The sequence below is a fragment of the Microbacterium sp. AB genome (assembly GCF_032878875.1).
Lineage (GTDB): Bacteria > Actinomycetota > Actinomycetes > Actinomycetales > Microbacteriaceae > Microbacterium > Microbacterium betulae.
Genome location: NZ_CP118157.1, coordinates 3,329,480 through 3,348,759 on the forward strand (window position 1 = coordinate 3,329,480; position 19,280 = coordinate 3,348,759).

The 19,280-nt window shown below is 72.5% G+C and carries 16 protein-coding genes and 1 tRNA gene; 7 read left to right on the plus strand and 10 right to left on the minus strand.

The genetic code is table 11. The features are described 5' to 3' along the window. Window positions 1-51: 51 nt before the first annotated feature. Window positions 52-660, minus strand: a complete 609-nt coding sequence (locus N8K70_RS15695; protein WP_317139288.1) for a MarR family winged helix-turn-helix transcriptional regulator — start codon at window positions 658-660, stop codon at window positions 52-54. Between the two features lie 132 nt (window positions 661-792). Here N8K70_RS15695 and N8K70_RS15700 point away from each other — a divergent pair, with 132 nt between their 5' ends. After that, window positions 793-1,485: a MarR family winged helix-turn-helix transcriptional regulator gene (locus N8K70_RS15700; protein ID WP_317139289.1), complete on the plus strand. Its 693-nt coding sequence runs from the start codon at window positions 793-795 to the stop codon at window positions 1,483-1,485. 131 nt (window positions 1,486-1,616) lie between these two features. Further along, window positions 1,617-1,982 carry a YchJ family protein gene (locus N8K70_RS15705; protein WP_317139290.1) on the plus strand — a complete coding sequence of 122 codons (366 nt, stop codon included), beginning with the start codon at window positions 1,617-1,619 and terminating at the stop codon, window positions 1,980-1,982. Between the two features lie 64 nt (window positions 1,983-2,046). On the opposite strand, the gene N8K70_RS15710 is transcribed toward N8K70_RS15705, so the two are convergent. The 7 genes from N8K70_RS15710 to N8K70_RS15740 all read right to left on the minus strand — a co-directional run bounded on the left by N8K70_RS15710 (window position 2,047) and on the right by N8K70_RS15740 (window position 13,850). Beyond that, on the minus strand, window positions 2,047-2,769 hold the full coding sequence (locus tag N8K70_RS15710; RefSeq protein ID WP_317139291.1) for a lytic transglycosylase domain-containing protein: 723 nt from the start codon (window positions 2,767-2,769) through the stop codon (window positions 2,047-2,049). A gap of 162 nt (window positions 2,770-2,931) precedes the next feature. After that, window positions 2,932-3,792, minus strand: a complete 861-nt coding sequence (locus N8K70_RS15715; protein ID WP_317139292.1) for a lytic murein transglycosylase — start codon at window positions 3,790-3,792, stop codon at window positions 2,932-2,934. Further along, window positions 3,789-4,568 (minus strand): heme ABC transporter ATP-binding protein, encoded by a 780-nt coding sequence (locus N8K70_RS15720; RefSeq protein WP_317139293.1) that lies wholly within the window; start codon window positions 4,566-4,568, stop codon window positions 3,789-3,791. The genes N8K70_RS15715 and N8K70_RS15720 overlap by 4 nt, the downstream gene beginning before the upstream one ends. Beyond that, entirely contained in the window at window positions 4,565-5,647 is a 1,083-nt protein-coding gene (locus tag N8K70_RS15725) for a FecCD family ABC transporter permease (protein ID WP_317139294.1), read from the minus strand. Before N8K70_RS15725 ends, N8K70_RS15720 begins: the two co-directional genes overlap by 4 nt. Continuing rightward, a complete protein-coding gene (locus N8K70_RS15730; protein ID WP_317139295.1) occupies window positions 5,644-6,762 on the minus strand; it encodes a heme/hemin ABC transporter substrate-binding protein in 1,119 nt (372 codons plus the stop codon). The genes N8K70_RS15725 and N8K70_RS15730 overlap by 4 nt, the downstream gene beginning before the upstream one ends. Beyond that, window positions 6,759-13,238, minus strand: coding sequence for an HtaA domain-containing protein (locus N8K70_RS15735; RefSeq protein WP_317139296.1), 6,480 nt, complete (start codon window positions 13,236-13,238; stop codon window positions 6,759-6,761). The genes N8K70_RS15730 and N8K70_RS15735 overlap by 4 nt, the downstream gene beginning before the upstream one ends. Window positions 13,239-13,325: 87 nt before the next feature. Continuing rightward, the gene (locus tag N8K70_RS15740) at window positions 13,326-13,850 is read right to left on the minus strand and encodes a hypothetical protein (protein ID WP_317139297.1); all 525 of its coding nucleotides are present in this window, start codon (window positions 13,848-13,850) and stop codon (window positions 13,326-13,328) included. Window positions 13,851-14,153: 303 nt separating this feature from the next. Between N8K70_RS15740 and N8K70_RS15745 the strand changes: the two genes are divergently transcribed. Continuing rightward, complete coding sequence (locus N8K70_RS15745; protein ID WP_317139298.1) at window positions 14,154-14,459, plus strand: DUF2470 domain-containing protein; 306 nt, start codon at window positions 14,154-14,156, stop codon at window positions 14,457-14,459. Window positions 14,460-14,525: 66 nt separating this feature from the next. Next, entirely contained in the window at window positions 14,526-15,179 is a 654-nt protein-coding gene (locus tag N8K70_RS15750) for a biliverdin-producing heme oxygenase (protein ID WP_317139299.1), read from the plus strand. Window positions 15,180-15,371: 192 nt separating this feature from the next. On the opposite strand, the gene N8K70_RS15755 is transcribed toward N8K70_RS15750, so the two are convergent. After that, window positions 15,372-16,607: an MFS transporter gene (locus tag N8K70_RS15755; RefSeq protein WP_317139300.1), complete on the minus strand. Its 1,236-nt coding sequence runs from the start codon at window positions 16,605-16,607 to the stop codon at window positions 15,372-15,374. 196 nt (window positions 16,608-16,803) lie between these two features. Here N8K70_RS15755 and N8K70_RS15760 point away from each other — a divergent pair, with 196 nt between their 5' ends. Continuing rightward, window positions 16,804-17,343, plus strand: coding sequence for an NUDIX hydrolase (locus tag N8K70_RS15760; RefSeq protein ID WP_317139301.1), 540 nt, complete (start codon window positions 16,804-16,806; stop codon window positions 17,341-17,343). 177 nt (window positions 17,344-17,520) lie between these two features. On the opposite strand, the gene dcd is transcribed toward N8K70_RS15760, so the two are convergent. After that, window positions 17,521-18,126, minus strand: a complete 606-nt coding sequence (gene dcd / locus N8K70_RS15765; RefSeq protein ID WP_317141234.1) for a dCTP deaminase — start codon at window positions 18,124-18,126, stop codon at window positions 17,521-17,523. A gap of 101 nt (window positions 18,127-18,227) precedes the next feature. Here dcd and N8K70_RS15770 point away from each other — a divergent pair. Both N8K70_RS15770 and N8K70_RS15775 read left to right on the plus strand, forming a co-directional pair. Continuing rightward, window positions 18,228-18,301: transfer RNA gene (locus N8K70_RS15770), tRNA-Gly, on the plus strand. Window positions 18,302-18,356: 55 nt separating this feature from the next. Beyond that, window positions 18,357-19,214: an LLM class flavin-dependent oxidoreductase gene (locus N8K70_RS15775; RefSeq protein ID WP_317139302.1), complete on the plus strand. Its 858-nt coding sequence runs from the start codon at window positions 18,357-18,359 to the stop codon at window positions 19,212-19,214. Window positions 19,215-19,280: the final 66 nt, after the last annotated feature.

Genomic DNA, 19,280 nt, shown 5'->3' on the forward strand with positions numbered 1-19,280 from the left:
CTCCCGATCCGTATGCCTGCGCTGCGCGCATCCCCCGCGATGCGCGCAGCGCTACCGCGGAGCGAGAGGCCAGGCGTCGGCGAGGCGCCCGAGAAGGACGGCGAGCTGCTCGGCCTCGTCGGGGGTGAATCCCGCGAGCGCCTGTTCGACGGCCTCCGCCCGCGCGCCGTGCGTTCGCGCGGAGAGGGCGCGCCCCTCATCCGTGAGCGCGATGAGCGTGCGGCGCGCGTCGTCGGGATCCGCCTCCCGTCTCGCATGGCCGGTCTCCACCACGGCCTGGACGAGCCGGCTCGCCCGCGGCTGATCGACGCCCAGGCGCTCGGCCAGCTCCCCGACGGACAGCGGCGACGAGGCCGATGCCAGGACCTCGAGCAGCCGCAGACGCGCGACGGACCGGCCGAACGGGCCGCGCGGACGGCCGGCCAGCGGATCGTCGTCGTGCGTCGGCGGGTCTGCGCGTCCGCCGGCGTCGGGCGGGAAGCCGCCACGGGGGTCCCTGCGACGCGGGCCGCCCTCGTGCATGCCGTGAGGGCCGCCATGAGGCGCCCCGTGAGGGAACGGGCCGTGCCCTCCGAACGGACCCTCCCCCATCCGCCGGCCGAGTCGCAGCCGCGCGAGCGCTGAGGCGATGAGGGTCGCGGACTCGGTGGGGTCTGCCATCCCTCCAAAATACATGACACTTGACATGCACTCCTGATTCATGTCATCCTACATATGCATGTTTATTTACATGCATCGGATCGGTACCGAGGCGTCATCCCGACGCCCCCGATCCCGACGAGAGGACTTCGCATGAACACCGAATCGAACATCCCCCAGGACATCCCCGACGAGGGCCCGGCCGAGACCCGGCCGCTCGGCTTCTGGCTGAAGGCCGTCGGCGCCCTCGTCGACCGCGAGATGGATGCCGCGCTCCGCGGCGAGGCGGTCGACCGACGCGACTGGCGCCTGCTGAAGGCGCTCGACGGCGCGGCAGACACCCCCTGGCTGCACGAGCGGATGGCGCGGAAGCCGCGCCGCATCGAGGCTCTGACCGATCGAGGCTGGGCGACCCGCACCGACGGCGAGTGGACGCTCACCGACGACGGCCGTGCCGCCGTCGAACGCCTCACCGCGAAGGTGGCGGGCGTCCGGGAGCGCGTCTCCGGCGCCGTCCCCCCCGAAGAGCTCACCACGACGATCGCCTCGCTCGAGGCCATCGCCCGCGAGCTCGGCTGGGAGGAGGGTCGGCCGCTGCCCCGCCACGGCCGTCGGCGTCGCGACGGCCTCGGACACGGCGGCTTCGGCCCGCGTGACGGTCACGCACACCGGCACGGCCTCGGCGCTCCGGGCTTCGGCGGCCACGGCCGCAGAGGCTTCGACCCGGGCGACGCCGGGCGCGCCGACGGACCGTGCGGCCGCTTCCCCGACGACCACGACGGGCATCGTCACGGTCGTCACGACGGTTTCGGGCCGTGGGCCCGCGGCCGCCATGACGTCGCCTGATCGCTCCGCGCACGGGCCCGGCTCCGACCGTCCGGTCGTGGGTCCGGGCCCCTCTCCGTGCCGGTCGACCCGCCCGCGGAGGAGCGCAGCGTCCCACGCCAGCCGGGCACGCCTCCCCCTATGCTCGTGCCGTGAGCATCGCCGAGACCTGTCCCTGCGGCACCGGACGCGCCTACCCGGCCTGCTGCGGCGCGCTCCACGCCGGCGCCCGCCTCGCCGAGACGCCCGAGGAGCTCATGCGCTCGCGCTACAGCGCCTTCGCGAAGGGCGACGCCGGGTATCTCGTGCGCACGTGGCACCCGCGCACGCGCCCCGCCGACCTGACGCTGGACGACGACCCGACGTGGACGGGCCTGGAGATCGTCGAGGCGGCGGACGACGAGGTCGCGTTCGTCGCGCGCTACATCGCGGCGGACGGCCCGGGGCGGCTGGCCGAGCGCTCGCGGTTCGCACGGCGGGGCGGCCGCTGGGTCTACGTCGACGGCGACGTGGGCTAGACGTTCGGGGGGCACACGGCGCCGCGGCCGGACGCGAGGGCGACGGCCCGCCTCGTCTCCCCGCTCAGCCCGCCGCGGCGTATCGCGTCGCGGCCTCGGCGACCCGCAGCTGGTAGTCGTCGGTGTCGTTGTAGGTGCGGACGGCCCCGATCCAGGCGTCGGACCCCTCGAGCGTTCCCTGCGCGTGGCAGAGATAGCGCGCCGCGGTGAGTGCCGCGTCGTCGATGTCGTGCGGGTCGACGGCCCCGTCCCCGTCGCCGTCGACGCCCCAGATCGACCAGGTCTCGGGGATGAACTGCATGGGCCCGACGGCCCTGTCCCATTCGGCGTCGCCGTCGAGCGCGCCGCCGTCGGTGTCGACGATCTCCATCGTGTCGTCCGTGCCGTCGAGCGGGATGCCGACGATCGACGGTCGAGCCACCCCGTCCTGCTCGACGGCGCCGCCCTGGAGGGCGCCGTGGTGGCTCTCCACCCATCCGATGCCGGCGAGCGTGTTCCATCCGACCGCGCACCCGTACTCGGCGCGGGCGACGATGTCGGCCCGGGCGTAGGCGGCGAGCGCGCGCTGCGGGATGTCCGTCTCCGCGGCGACGCGTTCCACCCATCCGGGATCGGCGGATGGCCGGAGGCCGGCGTCCGCGGGCAGGGGCGCCTCGGCCGGCGCCGCGGCCGTGGGCGCGGGTGCGGGATCCTGCGCCGGCTGCGACGCGAGCGCGACGAGCGCGACGACGACCCCGAGCACGACCAGCCCGCTCGCCGCCACCGCGACGACGCGCGGCCCGCGCATCCGGCCCCTTCTCACGGGCGCCCGCTTCCGCATCTGCACCCCTCCACCCTGCCGGACCCGCCTGACCGCATGCCCGGCATCCCCTCCGCATCACGGAGTCCACGTCACCCGCATCCGGCACCGAGCGCCACGGCACGATGCCGCCCGAAGCGGAACGCGGCGTCAGCCCGCGGTGAACCCGGCGTAGTGCGCGGCCGCCTCCGCGACCCGGCGCTGGTACGCCGGATCGTCGTTGTACGAGCGGATGGCCCCGATCCACGCGCTGGAGCCCTCGAGCGTTCCGTGCGCCTGGCAGAGGTAGCGCGCCGCGGTGAGCGCGGCGTCGTCGATGTCGTGGATGTCGGCGACGCCGTCCTCGTCGCCGTCGGCCCCCCACTGCGCCCAGGTCTCGGGGATGAACTGCATGGGCCCCACGGCCCGATCCCACACGGCGTCTCCGTCGAGGGAGCCCGCGTCGGTGTCGGGGATCGAGGCGGTGCTCGTCCCGTCGAGGGGGATGCCGACGATGCCCGGCCTGGCGACGCCGTCCGCTTCGACCCGCCCGCCCTGCAGCGTCCCGTGCTCGCTCTCGACGAGGCCGACCGCGGCGAGCGTGTTCCAGCCGACGGAGCATCCGTCGTGCTCGCGCGCGTACAGATCGGCGCCCGCGTACGCGGACAGGGCGCGCGCCGGGATGCCCGCCTCCTCCGACACCCGCGCCACCCACGACGGATCGGTGAGGAGCACGATCCCCCGGGGAGTGTCATCGATCGACGGCGCGGGCGACGGCGCGGATGCGGGTTCGCCGTCCGGAGCGACCGGGACCGGCCCGGCGGCGGCGTCGTCCGGGCCGTCGGCCGTGGACGCGTCGGCGAGCCCGTCCGCCAGCACCGCGACGGACGCGACCACGACGCCGGCGGCGGCCAGGGCGACACAGGCGACGAGCGCGAACCGGCCCGCGCGGTCGCGCCGTCCCGCCGCCCGCCGGTCGGCCCGGGCCGCCGCACGCGTCCCCGCCGACGCGGACTCGGGCCCGCCGTTCACGACTCGCGACGCGGCAGCACGACGGGCCTGCCCGTGCCGGGGTCGGGGATCACGTGGACGGGGGTCTCGTAGACGGCCTCGATCCGCTCGGCCGTGAGCACGTCGGCGGGAGCCCCGTGCGCGACCAGCCGGCCGCGGTGCAGCACGGCGATCTCGTCGGCGTACGCGGCGGCCAGGGACAGATCGTGCAGGACGACCACGACCGCCCTGCCCTCCGCCGCCAGCGCACGCGCGATGCGCAGGACGTCCTCCTGATGTCTCAGGTCGAGGGCGGCGGTCGGCTCGTCGAGGAGGACGATGCGCGTCTCCTGCGCGAGGACGCGCGCGAGGGAGGAACGCGCTCTCTCCCCGCCGGAGAGCGAGGGATAGGCGCGGTTCACCAGCGCCGTCACGTCGGTCTGCGCGATCGCTTCCGCCACGGCGCGTTCGTCGGCCTCCGCGTCGGCGACGCCGATCCAGGGGGCGCGCCCCATCTCGACGACCTGCCGGACGGTGAACGAGAAGGCCACCTGGTTCGCCTGCAGCAGCACGGCGCGCGTGCGGGAGAGGGCGCGCGGATCCCCTGCGTGCAGCGGCCTCCCGTCGAGGGCGGCCGTGCCCGATGCCGGAGTCGTGTCGCCGCTGAGGATGCCCAGGAGGGTCGACTTCCCGGCGCCGTTCGGTCCCACGAGCGCGAGGACGCGCCCGTACCCGACGTCGAGGGTCACGTGCTCGAGGATCGTCGCGGCGCCGACGCGGTAGCCGACGCCCTCGAGCCGGTAGGCGGGGGCCGTCATGCCCATCCCCCCGCGCGACGCCGGTTGCGGCGGATGAGCCAGTAGAAGAACGGCCCGCCGACGAGCGACGTGAGCAGTCCGATCGGCAGATCCGCAGAGGGGATGATCGTGCGCGCGAGCAGGTCGGCGAAGACCATGAGCGCCGCCCCGCCCAGCAGCGAGGCGACGAACAGCGGACGGTGGGCGGGCCCGAGCATCATCCGGACGAGATGCGGGACGACGAGGCCGACGAACGCGATGACGCCGACGAACGCCACGGCGACCCCCGTGAGGAGCGCGACGAGGACGACGGACACGATCCGCAGCCGCTCGACCCGCACGCCGAGATGCGAGGCCGTCCGATCTCCGAGGGAGAGGAGGTCGTAGCGCCTCGCGAGCGCCAGCACGGCGATCACCGAGGGCACGGCGACGACGGCGACGACGAGCGCCTCGTTCCACCGCGAGCCGTTCATCGAGCCGAGCTGCCAGAAGACGATCTGCTCGCGGCTCGCCGTGTTCCCGGCGAACATGAACAGGGCGAGGCCCGCTCCCGCGAACGCGTTCACGGCGATGCCGGTCAGCAGCAGCGTGACGACCTCGGTGCGCCCCTGCGCGCGGGCGGTCGAGTACACGATGAGCGTCGCGGCGAGACCGCCCGCGAAGGCGAAGACGGCGGTCGTCCACACGCCGAACACCGTGAGCCCCAGCGTGATGGAGGCCGCGGCTCCCAGCGCCGCCCCGGAGGAGACGCCCACCACGCCGGGCTCGGCGAGCGGGTTGCTGAAGATCGCCTGCATCACCGCTCCCGCGAGCGCCAGCAGCGCCCCCACGAGGAGGGAGATCGCCACGCGCGGGAACCGGATCTGCCACAGCGTCCGCTCCATGAGCTCGTCCGCCGGCGCCCAGCCGTTGTCGACGCCCAGGCGCCGCAGCACCGATCCCGCGACCTCGGCGGGGCCGATGGGCAGCTGGCCGAGGCCCGCCGAGAGGAGCACGCCGACGACGAGCAGCACGGCCGCGCCGCCGTACACGGCGACGCGCCGGCCCCCGTCATGGGCGGAGACCGGCGTCGTCGTTCCCGTGGCCTGCTGCGGGCTCATTCGCTCCCCGCCTCGGGCGCGTAGACGGCGCGCGCGAGCGCATCCAGGATGAGGGCGGACCGGGGGCCGAAGGAGAGGACGGTGCCGTCGTCCATGTCCACGAAGCGCCGGTTCTCGCCCGCCGTCGTGAGGGCGACGGCGGGCTTCTCGGCGAGGAGGCCGTCGATGCCGTCCAGCGACTCGATGCCCTTCGTCATGACGAGGATGAGATCGGGATCCGCCGCGACGAGCGCCTCGTCGGTCATGGGCTGCATCCCCTCCCAGCCGAGCTCGCTGACCACGTCGACGCCGCCGAGCCCCTCGATGAGCTGGTCGGCGCCCGACTCCGAGCCGAACAGGTAGTAGACGCCCGCCGATCCGCGCAGGTAGAGGAAGACGATCCGCAGCCTGTCCTCCTGCGCGGACGGCGCGATCCCGGCGATCTCGGCGATCGTGTCGTCGACCTCCTGCGCGATGCGCTCGGCCAGCAGCTCCCCCGCCTCGGGTGCCCCGTACACGGCGGCCACCTGTCGGGCGAGCTCGGCGGCGCCCTCGAACGAGGCCTCGTTCTCCACGAACACGACCGCGATGCCCACGTCGCGCAGCTGCGCGACGACGTCGGCGGGGCCGACCGTCCCGTCGGTGATGACGAGGGTCGGCGCGAGCGCGATGACGGCCTCGGCGTTGATCGTGTGCCCGCCCGACGTGACGGTCTCGAGCTCCTCGGTGCCCGGGAACGTCGTGGACTGGTCCCGGCCGACGAGGGTGTCGCCGAAGCCGAGGCCCCACACCGTCGCGGCGACGGACCCCGCGAGGTCCACCGCGACGACGCGCGAGGTGTCGACGACCTCGACCTCGGTCTCGCCCGCCTGGTCGTAGGACGTCACGGTCGCCGGGAGGCTCTGATCCGGCTCCTCCTCGACGGGCGTGATGGCCGCGTCGGACAGCGTGGCCGTCGACTCGCCGACGTACGACCGGGGGTCGTCGAGCACGTCGAGCTCCGACAGTGCGGGACGCGTCTCGGCGATCGCCGCGGCGTCCTCCCCGCCGCCCGCCGACGGGCTCGCGCACGCGGCCAGGGCGAGCAGCCCGGTGAGCAGCGCGCCGACCGCGCGCGCACGCGCCCTGCGCCTCATCGCCCGCCTCCCAGGACCTCGTCGAACGGATCCGTCCCCGCCGCGACGGGCTCGCCGTTCTCGGCCTCCGCGCGCCGCCGGCGAGCCAGCCAGATCGCGAGCGCCGCGACGAGGGCGGCGAGCGCGACGCCGCCGCCGGTCCACGCGAGCCACGTCAGGTCGGTGTCATCCGCATCCGGCGCCTCGACGGCCGCGGCCACGTCGGCGGCCTCGTCCTCGGGGACGGCCACGGCGCAGTCGGTCTCGGTCGTGATCGAGAACGACACGGGGTCGAACGCGGTGCCGGCCTCGTAGTTCGGGAACGCCTCGTAGCCCTGGCTGGTGATCGCGGCGGGAACCTCGCTCGCCGTGATCTCCGATCCGTCCTCGCTGATCTCGACGTCGCCCGCCGCGAGGTCGAGCTTCACGAACGACACCTGGTCGAACGCGAGCGCGTTGTCCGTCTCGCCCGCGAGGGCGTCCTCCATCGTCACCCCCGTGACGTCCAGCAGCAGGTACGCGGTGTCGCGTCCCGTGAACAGGACGGTCGGGTTCGACACGGTGGTGTCGAGCAGGCCGTCGTGACCGGTGAAGCGGACGGTCCCGTCGAAGCCGACCTGGCCCGTGAACGTCTCCGCGTCGAACGCGCCCTCGCCGTCCGACCATCCGAACTCGGGGGTCTCGTAGGTCGCGCCGTCCGACACCGTCCACTCGCCGTGGGCGATGCTGCCGGAGATGTAGGAGCGGAACGACTCCTTGAACCCCCAGTCGAGGACCGCGTCGGTGACCGCGCAGCCGACGAGCTCCTCCGGCTCCAGGACCTCGAACTCGATGCCGAGGTCCTGGCTCTCGGCCTGGAACGTGAGGGTGTGCTCGCCGATCTCGGTGTCGAGCGGGACGATCCCCGTCCACTCGGCCCGTCCGCGCGCGTCGGCCGTGAGGTCCTCCTCGAGCACGACGGGATCGGAGTAGAGCACGACCTTGATGTCGGTCTCGTTCGGCTCGTACCCCTCGCCGATCACGGTGATCTCCGTACCGGGGCGGATGTCCTTCAACGTCTCCGGGTCGATGTAGAGACCCGTGTTCGCCGGCGGCTCCGCGGGCGGCGTCCAGCTCGTCTCCTCGTGCGCGGCGACGGTCTGGTCGCTCCCGCCGCCCGATCCGGAGGTCGCGGTGGAGCCGACGACGAACGACAGGGGGTCCATCGCCGTGCCCGCCGCGTAGAACTGCGAGGAGCCGTACGAGAACACCCGCGCTCCCGCCGAGGTCAGCGTGACGGGCACGTGGGAGTACGAGACGCCGCCCTCCACGTCGGTGCGGGCCGCGGCCGCGAGGTCGAGGGATCCGACCTCGACCGGGCTGCCGTTGACCGTCACGGTCAGGGCGCCCGAGCCCGCCGAGTCGATGCGGACCTGCGGGTTCGCGAACGTCAGATCGAGGATGCCGGAGTGGCCCGTGAAGCGCACGGCGCCCTGGTATCCGGTCGTGCCGGTGCCCGCCTCGGCCGTCCAGTCCGTGGAGGACTGGCCGAACCAGTACAGCCCGCCCAGCACCGAGGCGCCGTTCGAGACCGAGATCGACCCCTTCGCGATCGAGCCGGTGATGTACGAGCGGAACGACTCCTTCACGCCCCAGACGAGCGATCCCTCGACGACGCCGTCCTCGTTCTCCGGCACGAGCGCGGGGGCGTCCTGTCCCCCCTCGCCGTCACCGTCCCGGGTGTCATCCTGCGGCGCGGCGGTGTCGTCGTCGGGCCTCTCGGTCGCCGTGGAGCCGACGACGAACGACGCCGGGTCCATGGCCGTTCCCGCCTCGTAGAAGCGTGCGGTGCCCCAGGCGAAGACGGATGCGCCGCTCTCGGTCAGCGTGACCGGCGCGTTCGCGTACGAGACGCCGCCGTCGACGTCGCTCCTCGTCGCCGCGGCGAGATCGAGCGTGGCGACCTCGACGGGTGTGCCGCCGCTCACCTGCAGCAGCAGCGTCGCCCTCTCGGCGGAGTCGACGCGCACGATCGGGTCGGAGAACGTGAGGTCGAGGACGCCCTCGTGTCCCCAGAACGAGACGTCGCCCGTGTACGAGGTCGATCCGGTGCCGGTCTCGGCCGTCCAGTCCGTGGACTCCTGTCCCCACCAGAACACGCCGCTCGACAGCCGCTCCGCACCGCCGCTCACGGTGATGCGGCCCTGGGCGACACCGGTCTCGATGTAGGTCCGGAACGACTCCTTCACGCCCCACACGAGCGAGCCCTGCTCGGCATCCGAATCCGGGGTCTCAGGGACGGCGTTCTCGTTCGGCTCGTCGTCGCCGTCCTCGCCGCCGGGCGACTGCGGCACCTCGACGCCGTCGTCCGACGGAGGCTCGGTCGCCGTCTCGCCGATGACGAAGGAGGCCGCGTCGAGCCCGGTGCCCGGCTCGTAGAAGCGTGCGCCGTCGTACGAGAACACGTCGGCGCCGGCCTCCGTGAGCGTGACCGGCACGTCGGAGTAGGCGATGCCGCCCTCCGCCTCCGCGACGCCGGCCGCCGCGAGGTCGAGCGTGCCGATCTCGACGGGGTCTCCCCCGTCGACGCGCACGAGCAGCGCGCCCTCCGAGGCCGAGTCGATGCGCACGATCGGATCGGAGAACGTGAGGTCGAGCACCCCTTCGTGGCCGGAGAACCGCACGGCTCCGGCGTAGGACGTCGCGCTCGAAGCCGATCCGCTCGTCCAGTCCGTCGCCGACTGGCCGAACCAGAACACCCCGCTCACGCGCTCGGCCCCGTCGGACACCGCGATCTCGCCCTGCGCGACGCCGTTCTCGACGTAGTCGCGGAAGCTGTCCTTCACGCCCCAGACGAGCGAGCCCTCGACGACGCCGTCGTCGTCCGGCCCGGGCCTCTGCGGAGTCCCCGGGGTCTCGCCCGGCGTCTCGGTGTCCTCGTCGGGATCCTGCGGCGTCGCCGGCACCTCCACGTCGCCGTCGTCCGGCGGCGTGGTCGCCTTCGCCCCGATGACGAAGGAGGCGTTGTCGAGGGCGGTTCCGGCCGTGTAGAACTGCGCGCCGTTGTAGGAGAAGACCTGGGCACCCGCCGCGGTAAGGCTGACCGGCACGTTCGAGTACGCGATGCCGCCATCCGCCTCGGCCTTCGAGGCCGCCGAGAGGTCGAGGGTGCCCATCGCGACCCGGCTGCCGTTCACGGTCACGAGGAGCGAGCCCTTCGAGGCCGAGTCGATGCGCACGACGGGATCCGAGAACGTCAGGTCGAGCACGCCCCCGTGACCGGAGAAGCGCACGTCTCCCGCGTACGTCGTGGAGCTCTTCGTCGATCCGCTCGTCCAGCTCGTGTCGTCCTGGCCGAACCAGAACACGCCGCTCACGCGCTCGGCGCCGCCGCTCACGGTGATCTCGCCCTGCGCGATGGAGCCCTCGACGTAGGTGCGGAACGACTCCTTCACGCCCCAGACGAGCGAGCCCTCGACCACGCCCGACTCCTTCTCGGGGGTCGGCTTCGTCGGAGACTCGGGCCTCTTCCCGGGGGTCTCGGTCCCGCCGTTCTCCTCGCCCGGGTTCTGCGGCTCCGCGGGGACCTCCGGCGTCGCGCCGTCGAAGCCGATCGCGAAGGCGTTCGGGGCCTTCTTGGCGTCGAGCGACCCGCCCGTGGAGTAGAAGTAGCCCGCGAGGCCGGTCGCGCCGTGGAAGGTCACGAACTCCTGCGGCCAGGCGCCCCACCCGGACACGGTCGTGTTCTGCGCGGTCTCGCCGGCGGGGGCCGTGATCCTCACGTTCCGGTAGTCGGGGCGGACGGTGAAGCCGTTCTCGGTGTCGACCGTGACGTTCTGGAAGGTCGCGACGGTCACGTCCGATGCGGGCGCCACCGCTTCCTTGGGAGCGTTCGGGTTCGCGATGTCGCCCTGGTAACCGCTGAGGTCGGCGGAGAGGGTGCCCGCCCCGTCCGCATCGACCGTCAGGACGAGGTTCGACAGGGTCGACGGCACGAGGCCGTCGTAGAAGTTCACGCTGAACGTCGCAGGCCACTCGATGAGGGCAGAGCCGTCGGGCTCGATCGTCGCCGTGCCCTCCGTGAGACGGACGACCTGGGACGCGCCGTCGACGTTCACGTGCGCGCCGCGGGTCGCGTACGTCGCGGGCTTCTCGCCGGAGGAGGTGCGCTGGACGATCTCGACGCCGCCCTTCGTCGCCGAATACGTCCTCTGCGTGCCGTCGGACGCCCCCGCGGAGAAGTAGTGGGCCGCGCTGCCGTTCGGCGGCTGCGCCTGCCATTCCGCGCTGCCCGTCCACTCGAACGCGACGCCGGTGTAGGTGGTGGTGTCTGCCGGGCCGCCGGGCCTCGCCGTGACGGTGAGCGTTGCGGGGTCGCTGTACGCCGTGCCCGCCGCACTCGTGAAGACGGCCCGGTACTGCACGCCGTCGAGGGACGCGTCCACACCCTCGATCGTGAGGGTGTCGCCGAACACCGAGACGACGTCGGAGTACTCGACGCGCTGCCAGCCCGAGCCCGTGTCGATCTCCCAGTCCTGCGCGGGTGCGGGGTTGCCGTCGCCCGTCGCCGTGAACTCGACCACGCCCCCGTCCACGACGCTCACGCTCTGAGGATGGGTGGCCACCGACGGCGCGACCTGCACCGTGAGGGTGGCTGCCGCGGAGACGACGCGGCCGGCGGAGTTGCTCGCCACGACCCGATACTGGGTGCCGCTGTCGGCGGCCGTCGCGTCGGCGACGAGCGTGTCAGCCGTCGCGTCTGCGACATCGCGATACAGGACATCGCCGGGGGCCTTGCGCTGCCACTGCAGCGAGACGCCCTCGCCTTCGACCTCGACGCTCGCTTCGAACGTCGCCGTCTGCTGTCCGGGCTCGACGGTGACCACGGTGTCGGACGGCCCCGCCGCGAACACGGGAGTGGTGCTGAGCGTGCTGACGAGTATCGCTCCCGGGTAGGGAGCCCAGACGTTGCCGGACTCGTCGATCCCGGACCGGAGCGTGGACGTCTTGTTCCCGAGTCCGGTGGCGTCGAGCGTGCCGGTCGCGAGAGGCGTCGGGACGGCCGAGCGGTCCGCCGCGTCGTAGAAGGTCACGGAAGCCGGGGTCGTCGTCACCAGCGCGAGCAGGTCGCGGCCCGAGTCGTAGACGGCGTCGGCCGCTGCCGCGTCGAGACTCAGGGGCTCGGCGAGGGGCGCGTCGTCGCGATAGATCGTCGCGCGGGGAACCGCGGCACCCCAGGTCGCGCCGTATGCCATCGAGAGCACGAAGACGTCGCCGCTGTCGGGATCGGCGCCGAGGGCCGTCTGCTGCACGTCGGCCACGTCCGTGCGCAAGGGCGCGGTCTCGAAGCTGTTCCCGTCGTAGACATACGTGGTCGTTCCGCTCACCGCATAGAGGCTGCCGGTCACCTGGTTGAAGGCGATGGGCGTGCCGGGCATCCCCGAGAGCGTCCGCGACGCGTACACGCCGTCGACGCCTCGGGAGTTGACCACGAGACTGCTCCCGGTCGCGACGACGATATCGCCCGTGGACTCATGGACGGCGACCGACTGCGTCGCCCCTCCGGCGAGAGCGTCGGCGAGCGCATAGGAGCCGTCGCCCTGCGGCGAGAGCAGTCGCAGGCTCGAGGCGGAACGCACCACGACCTCACCGGTCTGCCCGTTCACGGCCCGCACGGCAGTCGTCGCGCCCACGCTGACGACCTGGACGGTCTCGCGGGTCGTCACGTCGATGACGTGGATCTCCTGCCGGCTGGTGGCCCCGAAGGCCAGGCCTCGCTCGCGATCCACGACCAGGGAGTTCCAGGTGGCACCCGACGGGGGGAGGATCTGGGCGACGCTCACGGCGGCCGTGCCCTCTTCGTCCCACGTCTCCGCCGCGGCGGCGGGCCACTCGCCCACCAGGCTGAGGCTCACGGGGTCCAGCAGCTGGCCCGTGCTGTAGTAGCCGGCGAACGCCGGAACAGCACCGGACGCGAGGGTCGTGTAGATGCTCGACCACTCGAGCGCGTCCTCCGGGACGGAGACCGATCCTCCGGTCGACGCCGAGATGTCGGCGAGGCTGACGTCATCGCCGACGAGGGTCTCGCCGCCGACGACGCTCGAGTAGTCCGCGTAGAGAGTGGACGAGCCGTATCCGTCCGCCACGAGGTGGAGATCGCTCAGCGTCAGGTCCATCTGTCCCGAATGACCGTAGAAGTTGACCGTCCCGCGCAGGCGCAGGTCGAGAGCGCCGGACTCCGGATCGAACGAACCCGACTCGACCGCCCAGCGGTACGTTCCGTCCGCGTTCTCCGTCAGGCCGTCGCTGAGGGCGACGCGTCCCTCCGGCGTGCCCGGCACGTAGTTGCGGTACGTCCCGCTCAACCCCCAGTCGAACGTGCCCTCCGTCACCTCGTAGGAGCCTTCATCCGCCGCAGCCGGTTGCGGTTCCGCGACGAGCGCGAGGGGGACGCCGACGAGGAACGCCATGACAGCGACGAGGAGCCGGGTGAACGGACGACGGGAAGGAGCAGACACGGGCATGGGGACTCTCGGGTAGGGAGCACGCGGAGGAGGGAAGAACGGGGAGAGGGGCGCCGCGCGACGCCCCTCTCCCGCCGGATGTCACTCGAAGTAGACGGGAACCTGCGTGAAGTTCGGGTCATCCTCCTGATCGGGGTAGGCGCCCCAGCCCGAGAAGGTGTAGATGTAGCACTGCTCACCGGTCGTGTCCGACACGTCGGTGTAGCAGTCCACCTCGTTGTAGGACTGGACGACATCGATGCTGGCACCCGAGAACGCACCGCCCGAGAGGACGACGCGTGTCTCCGTGGCCGAGGTCGCCGTCGGCGAGGCCCAGACCGCGTCGGCGTAGTACGAGCTGTCCTGAGAGGTGAAGTCCGCACCGCCATAGGCGATGTAGATGCCGTTCACAACGAGCGTGAACCCGTCGAACCCGCTTCCGGACACCGGAATCGTCGTCGTGCCGCTGACGTCGGCGATGACGGGATCGACGGACCAGGTCTTCGTCGCGTTGTCGACGTCGACAGCCGTCGTGACGACCGCCGACGCCGAGGTCACGCCGACGGCGAGGAGGGCGACGGCGCCGAACGCCGACGCTGCGGTCATCGCCTTCTTGCTGAGCTGCATGGGATCTGCCTTTCGGTAGGGTGGGCGCACGCCGTGCGGCGCCCGCACAGGACACGTCCTCGCGCATGCGAGGCCGCCTCGGGCGCCCGGCGTGCCGGGGTGAGTCCTGTTTGCGAGACGAGCTCACCCCGGCTTCCCCTCTGAGAGGATCCGGACGACCAAGCAGGCGTCAGTCCTGACCTCGGCCTGTGACTAAGGTTAGGTTTGCCTGACTGAACGCTGACTCTACCCGGGCAGTCGAGGTAAGGCAAACCTTTGTTGCGACCGCGATCCCTCGCCGTCTCAGCGCCTATGCTGACCCGCATGCCCTTCTCGTTCCCCGACGACGTCGTGACCGCCGTCCTGCGCCACATGAACGGCGACCACGCCGACGACAACGCCCTGATCGTGCGCGCCTTCGCCGAACCGGCGGCGGTCTCGGCGACGATGACCCGCTTCGACGGGGAGGCCGGCGAGTGGGCCGCCGTCTCGACGGACGGCACGGCCTCGCGGGTGCGCATCCCCTGGCCGGGCGGCGCGATCGACGAGCGCGCAGCGGTGCGCCGCGAGGTGGTCGCGCTGTACGACGCCGCGTGCGCGCGGCTCGGCGTCGAGCCGCGTCCGCACTGAGACCGCCCGCATCCCCGGGGCGAACGCCGTCTTGGCAGGGAGTTAGGCGACCCTTACACTGATCGCATGACGAACGTGGTCCCCCTCTCCACCGCCATCCGCACGCGATCGAAGGCGGCGCACTCCTCCAGCGAGAGCGCGGGCTTCATGTCTTCCCTGCTCAGGGGAGAGCGCTCGCGCGACGACTACATCTCGCTCGTCGCGCAGCACCACTTCATCTACGCCGCGCTGGAGGGAGCGACCGAGCGCATGCGCCGGGACCCGGTGGCCGCGCGGTTCATCAGCGACAAGCTCACCCGGATGCCGGCTCTCGAGGCCGACCTCGCGTTCCTCGTCGGCGACGACTGGCGCGAGCGCATCGCACCGCTCCCCGCCACGGCGCGATACGTCGCACGCATCGAGCAGGTCGGCGCGACGTGGCCGGGAGGCTTCGTCGCCCACCACTACACGCGCTACCTCGGCGACCTCTCGGGAGGCCTGCACATCGGACGCGTCATCCAGCGGCAGTTCGGCTTCGAGACCAACGGCATCGGGTTCTACATCTTCGGCGACATCGCCGACCCCGCCGCCTTCAAGGATGTCTACCGCGAGCAGCTCGACGCGGCGCCGTGGGACGACTCCGAGAAGGAGCGCGTGATCGACGAGGTGCTGCTCGCCTACCGCTTCAACACCGAGGTCTTCGAGGATCTCGCGGGGGAACGCGACTCCGCCATCGCCTGACGGGCGCCCGCGCGGGTCGGCGCCGCGACCGGTGGACCCGCGCGGCCCTCTCGGTCAACGCGTCGCGCGCACACAACGCAGGAACCTCCCGGGCATGCACGGGCGTCTCCCGCGAGATCCCGCCGGATGCGGTGCCGCCTGCGCGCGTTCTTCCTGCGTGGTGTCGGCGCCGCGACCGGAGAGCGAGGTCAGTCAGGACGTCGCGCGCTTCGTCTGGGCGATGAAGCCGAGCTGACGCCAGACGAGCACGAGCGTCAGACCCGCGCCCCCGAACGCGAACCACCACGGAGCGGTCAGCCCCCACACCTGCGCGATCACTCCGCCGAGCGCCTGTCCGACGACCATCCCGCCGAACACGCACACCATGTTCACCGACCCGACGCGTCCCTGCAGCTCGGTCGGGACGAGCCGCTGTCGCACGGTCGTCGAGATCGTCGCCCACACGAAGGCATAAGCGCCGAAGACGACCATGATCGCGAGCGCGATCCATCCGCTCGTCGTGAGAGCCAAGGCCAGGTGCATGACCACCTCGAGCGAAAGGCACGCGCGCATGAGCGTGGCGAAGGAGACATGCTGCTCCAGCCATCCGAACGCCAGCGTCGCTCCCAGCCCGCCGACCGCGGATGCCGCGGTGAGCATGCCGTATCCGACGGCGCCCATCCGGAGGTGCTCCGTCGCGTAGAGGACGAGGACACCCCACGGAGCCGCCCATGTGACGTTGAAGACCAGGATCACGAGGGCGAGCGTCCTCACCGGAGGGTTCCCCCAGATCCAGCGCAGCCCCTCGCGGATGTCGCGGCGGACCGGTGGATGGCCGCCCTCGCGCGGCGCGAGGGGAGGCAAGGTGATGCGGGAGACGAGCACGACGGCGAGCGAGACGCACACCACCTGCGCGGCGAACGGCCACGCCATGCCCGCGGCGAAGAGGAAGGCGCCGAGCGGGGGGCCCGCGAACTGGTTCGCGACCAGGTAGCCGCCCTGCATGCGGGCGTTGCCGATGCCCAGGTCCTCGTGCTTCACGAGCATCGGCAGAAGCGTGCTGCTCGCGGAGTCGGCGAACACCTCGGCGACCCCGTAGACGAACATCGTGGCGAGCACGACGCCGATGCTCACGGCGCCCGTCGAGATGAAGACGCAGAGAGCGCCCACGACGAGTGCGCGCAGCCCGTTCGCGACCATCACGAGCGTGCGCCGGTCGAGGCGGTCGGCGATCGCGCCCGCGTGGAGGCCGAAGAGCAGCCACGGCAGATACTGCAGCATCGCGGCAGAGGCGACGAGGAACGGCGCATCGGTCTGCGACGCGACGAGAAGCGGGCCGGCCGCGAGTGCGATGCCGTCGCCGACGTTGCTCGTCCACGACGACGCGAGCAGCCAGCGGAACCCGCGGCCCATGCGCCGAGGCGCGACGATCTCTCCCAGGGAAGCCACGAGAGTCGATCCTGGCACCGACCGGCGACATCCGACGTCCGGCGGGGCCGGGCCACCCCGTCGCAGAGCGTCCCCGCGTCCCCCGCGAGAATCCCGCTGCGCCGCGCAGAATGCCGGCGGCGCACGCATTCTCGCGGCGAGCATGGATGCTCGCGGGCTGCACCGCGCACCCGCGGCGCGTCCGTACGATGGCGGGATGACCTGGGTCACGAAGAGCAGCCGCGTCGCGTACGAGAACGCCTGGATCCGCGTGCGCGAGGACGAGGTGTCGCGCCCCGCCGGCGAGGACGGCGTCTACGGCGTCGTCGAGGTGCGCCATCCCGCCGTGTTCGTCGTCGCTCTCGACGCGGACGACCGCGTGCTGCTCGTCGAGGTCGACCGCTACACCGTCGGCCGATCGTGGGAGGTCGTCGCCGGCGGCAGCGACGGCGAGGCCGCCGAGCAGGCGGCGCGGCGCGAGCTGCTCGAGGAGTCGGGGCTCGAGGCCGGCGAGTGGCACGAAGTCGGCCAGATGAATGCCCTCAACGGCATATGCATCGCCCCGGAGGTCGTCTTCGTCGCGCGCGACCTCCGTCTCGCTGCCGACGCCGCTGCGCATCAGGCGGAGGAGGGCATCACGGCCTCGCGCTGGGTACCGCTCCCCGACGCCCTGCGGATGACCGTCACGGGCGAGATCACGGACGGCGAGACGATCGCCGCCCTCGCGATGGCCGCGGTGCACCTACGGGCGCTCTGAGGCCGGGCCCGTTCTCCCACGGCGCGGCCACGGATCAGGGTGGCGCCGAACCGCGTGATGTCGGCGACCAGCGCGGCGTGCGCGCTCGGATGGGGCGTCTCCTCGGCGACTGCCGCGAGGAGCGCTCGGCCTCCAGGGCGGACGTCGAGCGGACCGCACCGGCCGGATCGCCTGAGCTCAGGCCCCGTTCGCCCCGGCCTCGGTCACCGAGACGTCCGTGCGGTGGAAGTTCTGGAACGAGCGCGACGCCGTCGGCCCGCGCTGGCCCTGGTAGCGGTTGCCGTAGGGGCCCGAGCCGTACGCGTTCTCGGCGGCGGAGCTGAGCTGGAAGAAGCAGAGCTGGCCGATCTTCATGCCCGGCCACAGCTTGATGGGCAGGGTCGCGACGTTCGAGAGCTCGAGCGTGACGTGTCCGGAGAACCCCGGGTCGATGAAGCCCGCCGTCGAGTGGGTCAGCAGGCCGAGCCGGCCGAGCGACGACTTGCCCTCGAGGCGCGCGGCGACGTCGTCGGGCAGCGTCACGCGCTCGAACGTCGAGCCGAGCACGAACTCGCCCGGATGCAGGATGAAGGGCTCGCCGGGATCGACCTCCACGAGGTGGGTGAGGTCGGGCTGGTCCTCGGACGGGTCGATGAACGGGTACTTGTGGTTGTCGAAGAGTCGGAAGTACCGGTCGATGCGCACGTCGACGCTCGACGGCTGCACCATCTCGACGTCGAGCGGGTCGAGGCCGATGCGCCCCGCGTCGAGCCGGGCCTTGATGTCGCGATCCGAGAGCAGCACGGCACCAGCGTAGTCGGCGCGGGATCGTGCCATCGCGTGCGCCGAGGACGGACGCGGACGCCGGCCTGTTATGCTGGCCGGTACGCGCACACCGCGCGTACGGGGCTGTAGTTCAATGGCAGAACTTCTGCTTCCCAAGCAGACAGCGCGGGTTCGATTCCCGTCAGCCCCTCCAGATCGAGAACGCCGCCGGCCGGCCCGTTGGGCCGGGATCCGGATAGCGTGGTCCTATGGACTACGGCGCTCCCCTCCGCTTCGGATCGTTCATCACGCCGCTCGCGGCCGACCCCGAGGCGACCGTGCGCCTCGCGGTGGCGAGCGAGGCCGCGGGCCTCGACCTCGTCACCTTCCAGGACCACCCCTATGAGCCGGCGTATCTCGACACGGTGACCCTGCTGTCCTTCGTCGCCGGTCGCACGAACCGCATCGGGCTGGCGGCCAACGTGCACAACCTGCAGCTGAGGCCGCCCGCGGTGCTCGCACGCTCCGCGGCGAGCCTCGACAGGCTCTCCGGCGGGCGCTTCTCCCTCGCGCTCGGCGCCGGGGCGATCCCGGACGCGGCCGTCGGGATGGGCGCACCGCCCTCCACGGCCGGGCAGCGGGTCAGCGCCCTCGAGGAGGCGCTGGGGGTGATCCGCGCGCTCTGGGACGTCGACGCCGACACGGACGTCTCGCTGCCGGGTCCCTTCTATCCGATCCCCGGCGCGAAGCGCGGGCCCGCCCCCGTCCGTCCGATCCCGATCTGGCTCGGCGCGCACCGGCCGCGCATGCTGCGCATCGTCGGGACGCTCGCCGACGGATGGCTCCCCTCGCTCGAGCGCATCGGCGGCCCGGACGCGGTCGTCGCGTCGCACGCCGCGATCGACGAGGCCGCGACCGCGGCCGGGCGCGATCCTCGCGACATCCGGCGCCTCCTGAACGTCCCCCCGGACGCGGCGCAGCCCGAGCGTCTCGCCGATCTCGCGCTCGAGCACGGCTTCGCGACGTTCATCCTCTTCAGCGACGATCCCGCCGTGCTGCGCGCGTACGGGGAAGAGGTCGCGCCCGCCGTTCGCGAGCGCGTCGCCGTGGAGCGCGCGCGCCGCTGACGCCCGGCGCGCCGACGGGCAGTCCCTGCTCCGTCGCGCGCCGGACGGCGCGCCCTACGGCCGGAC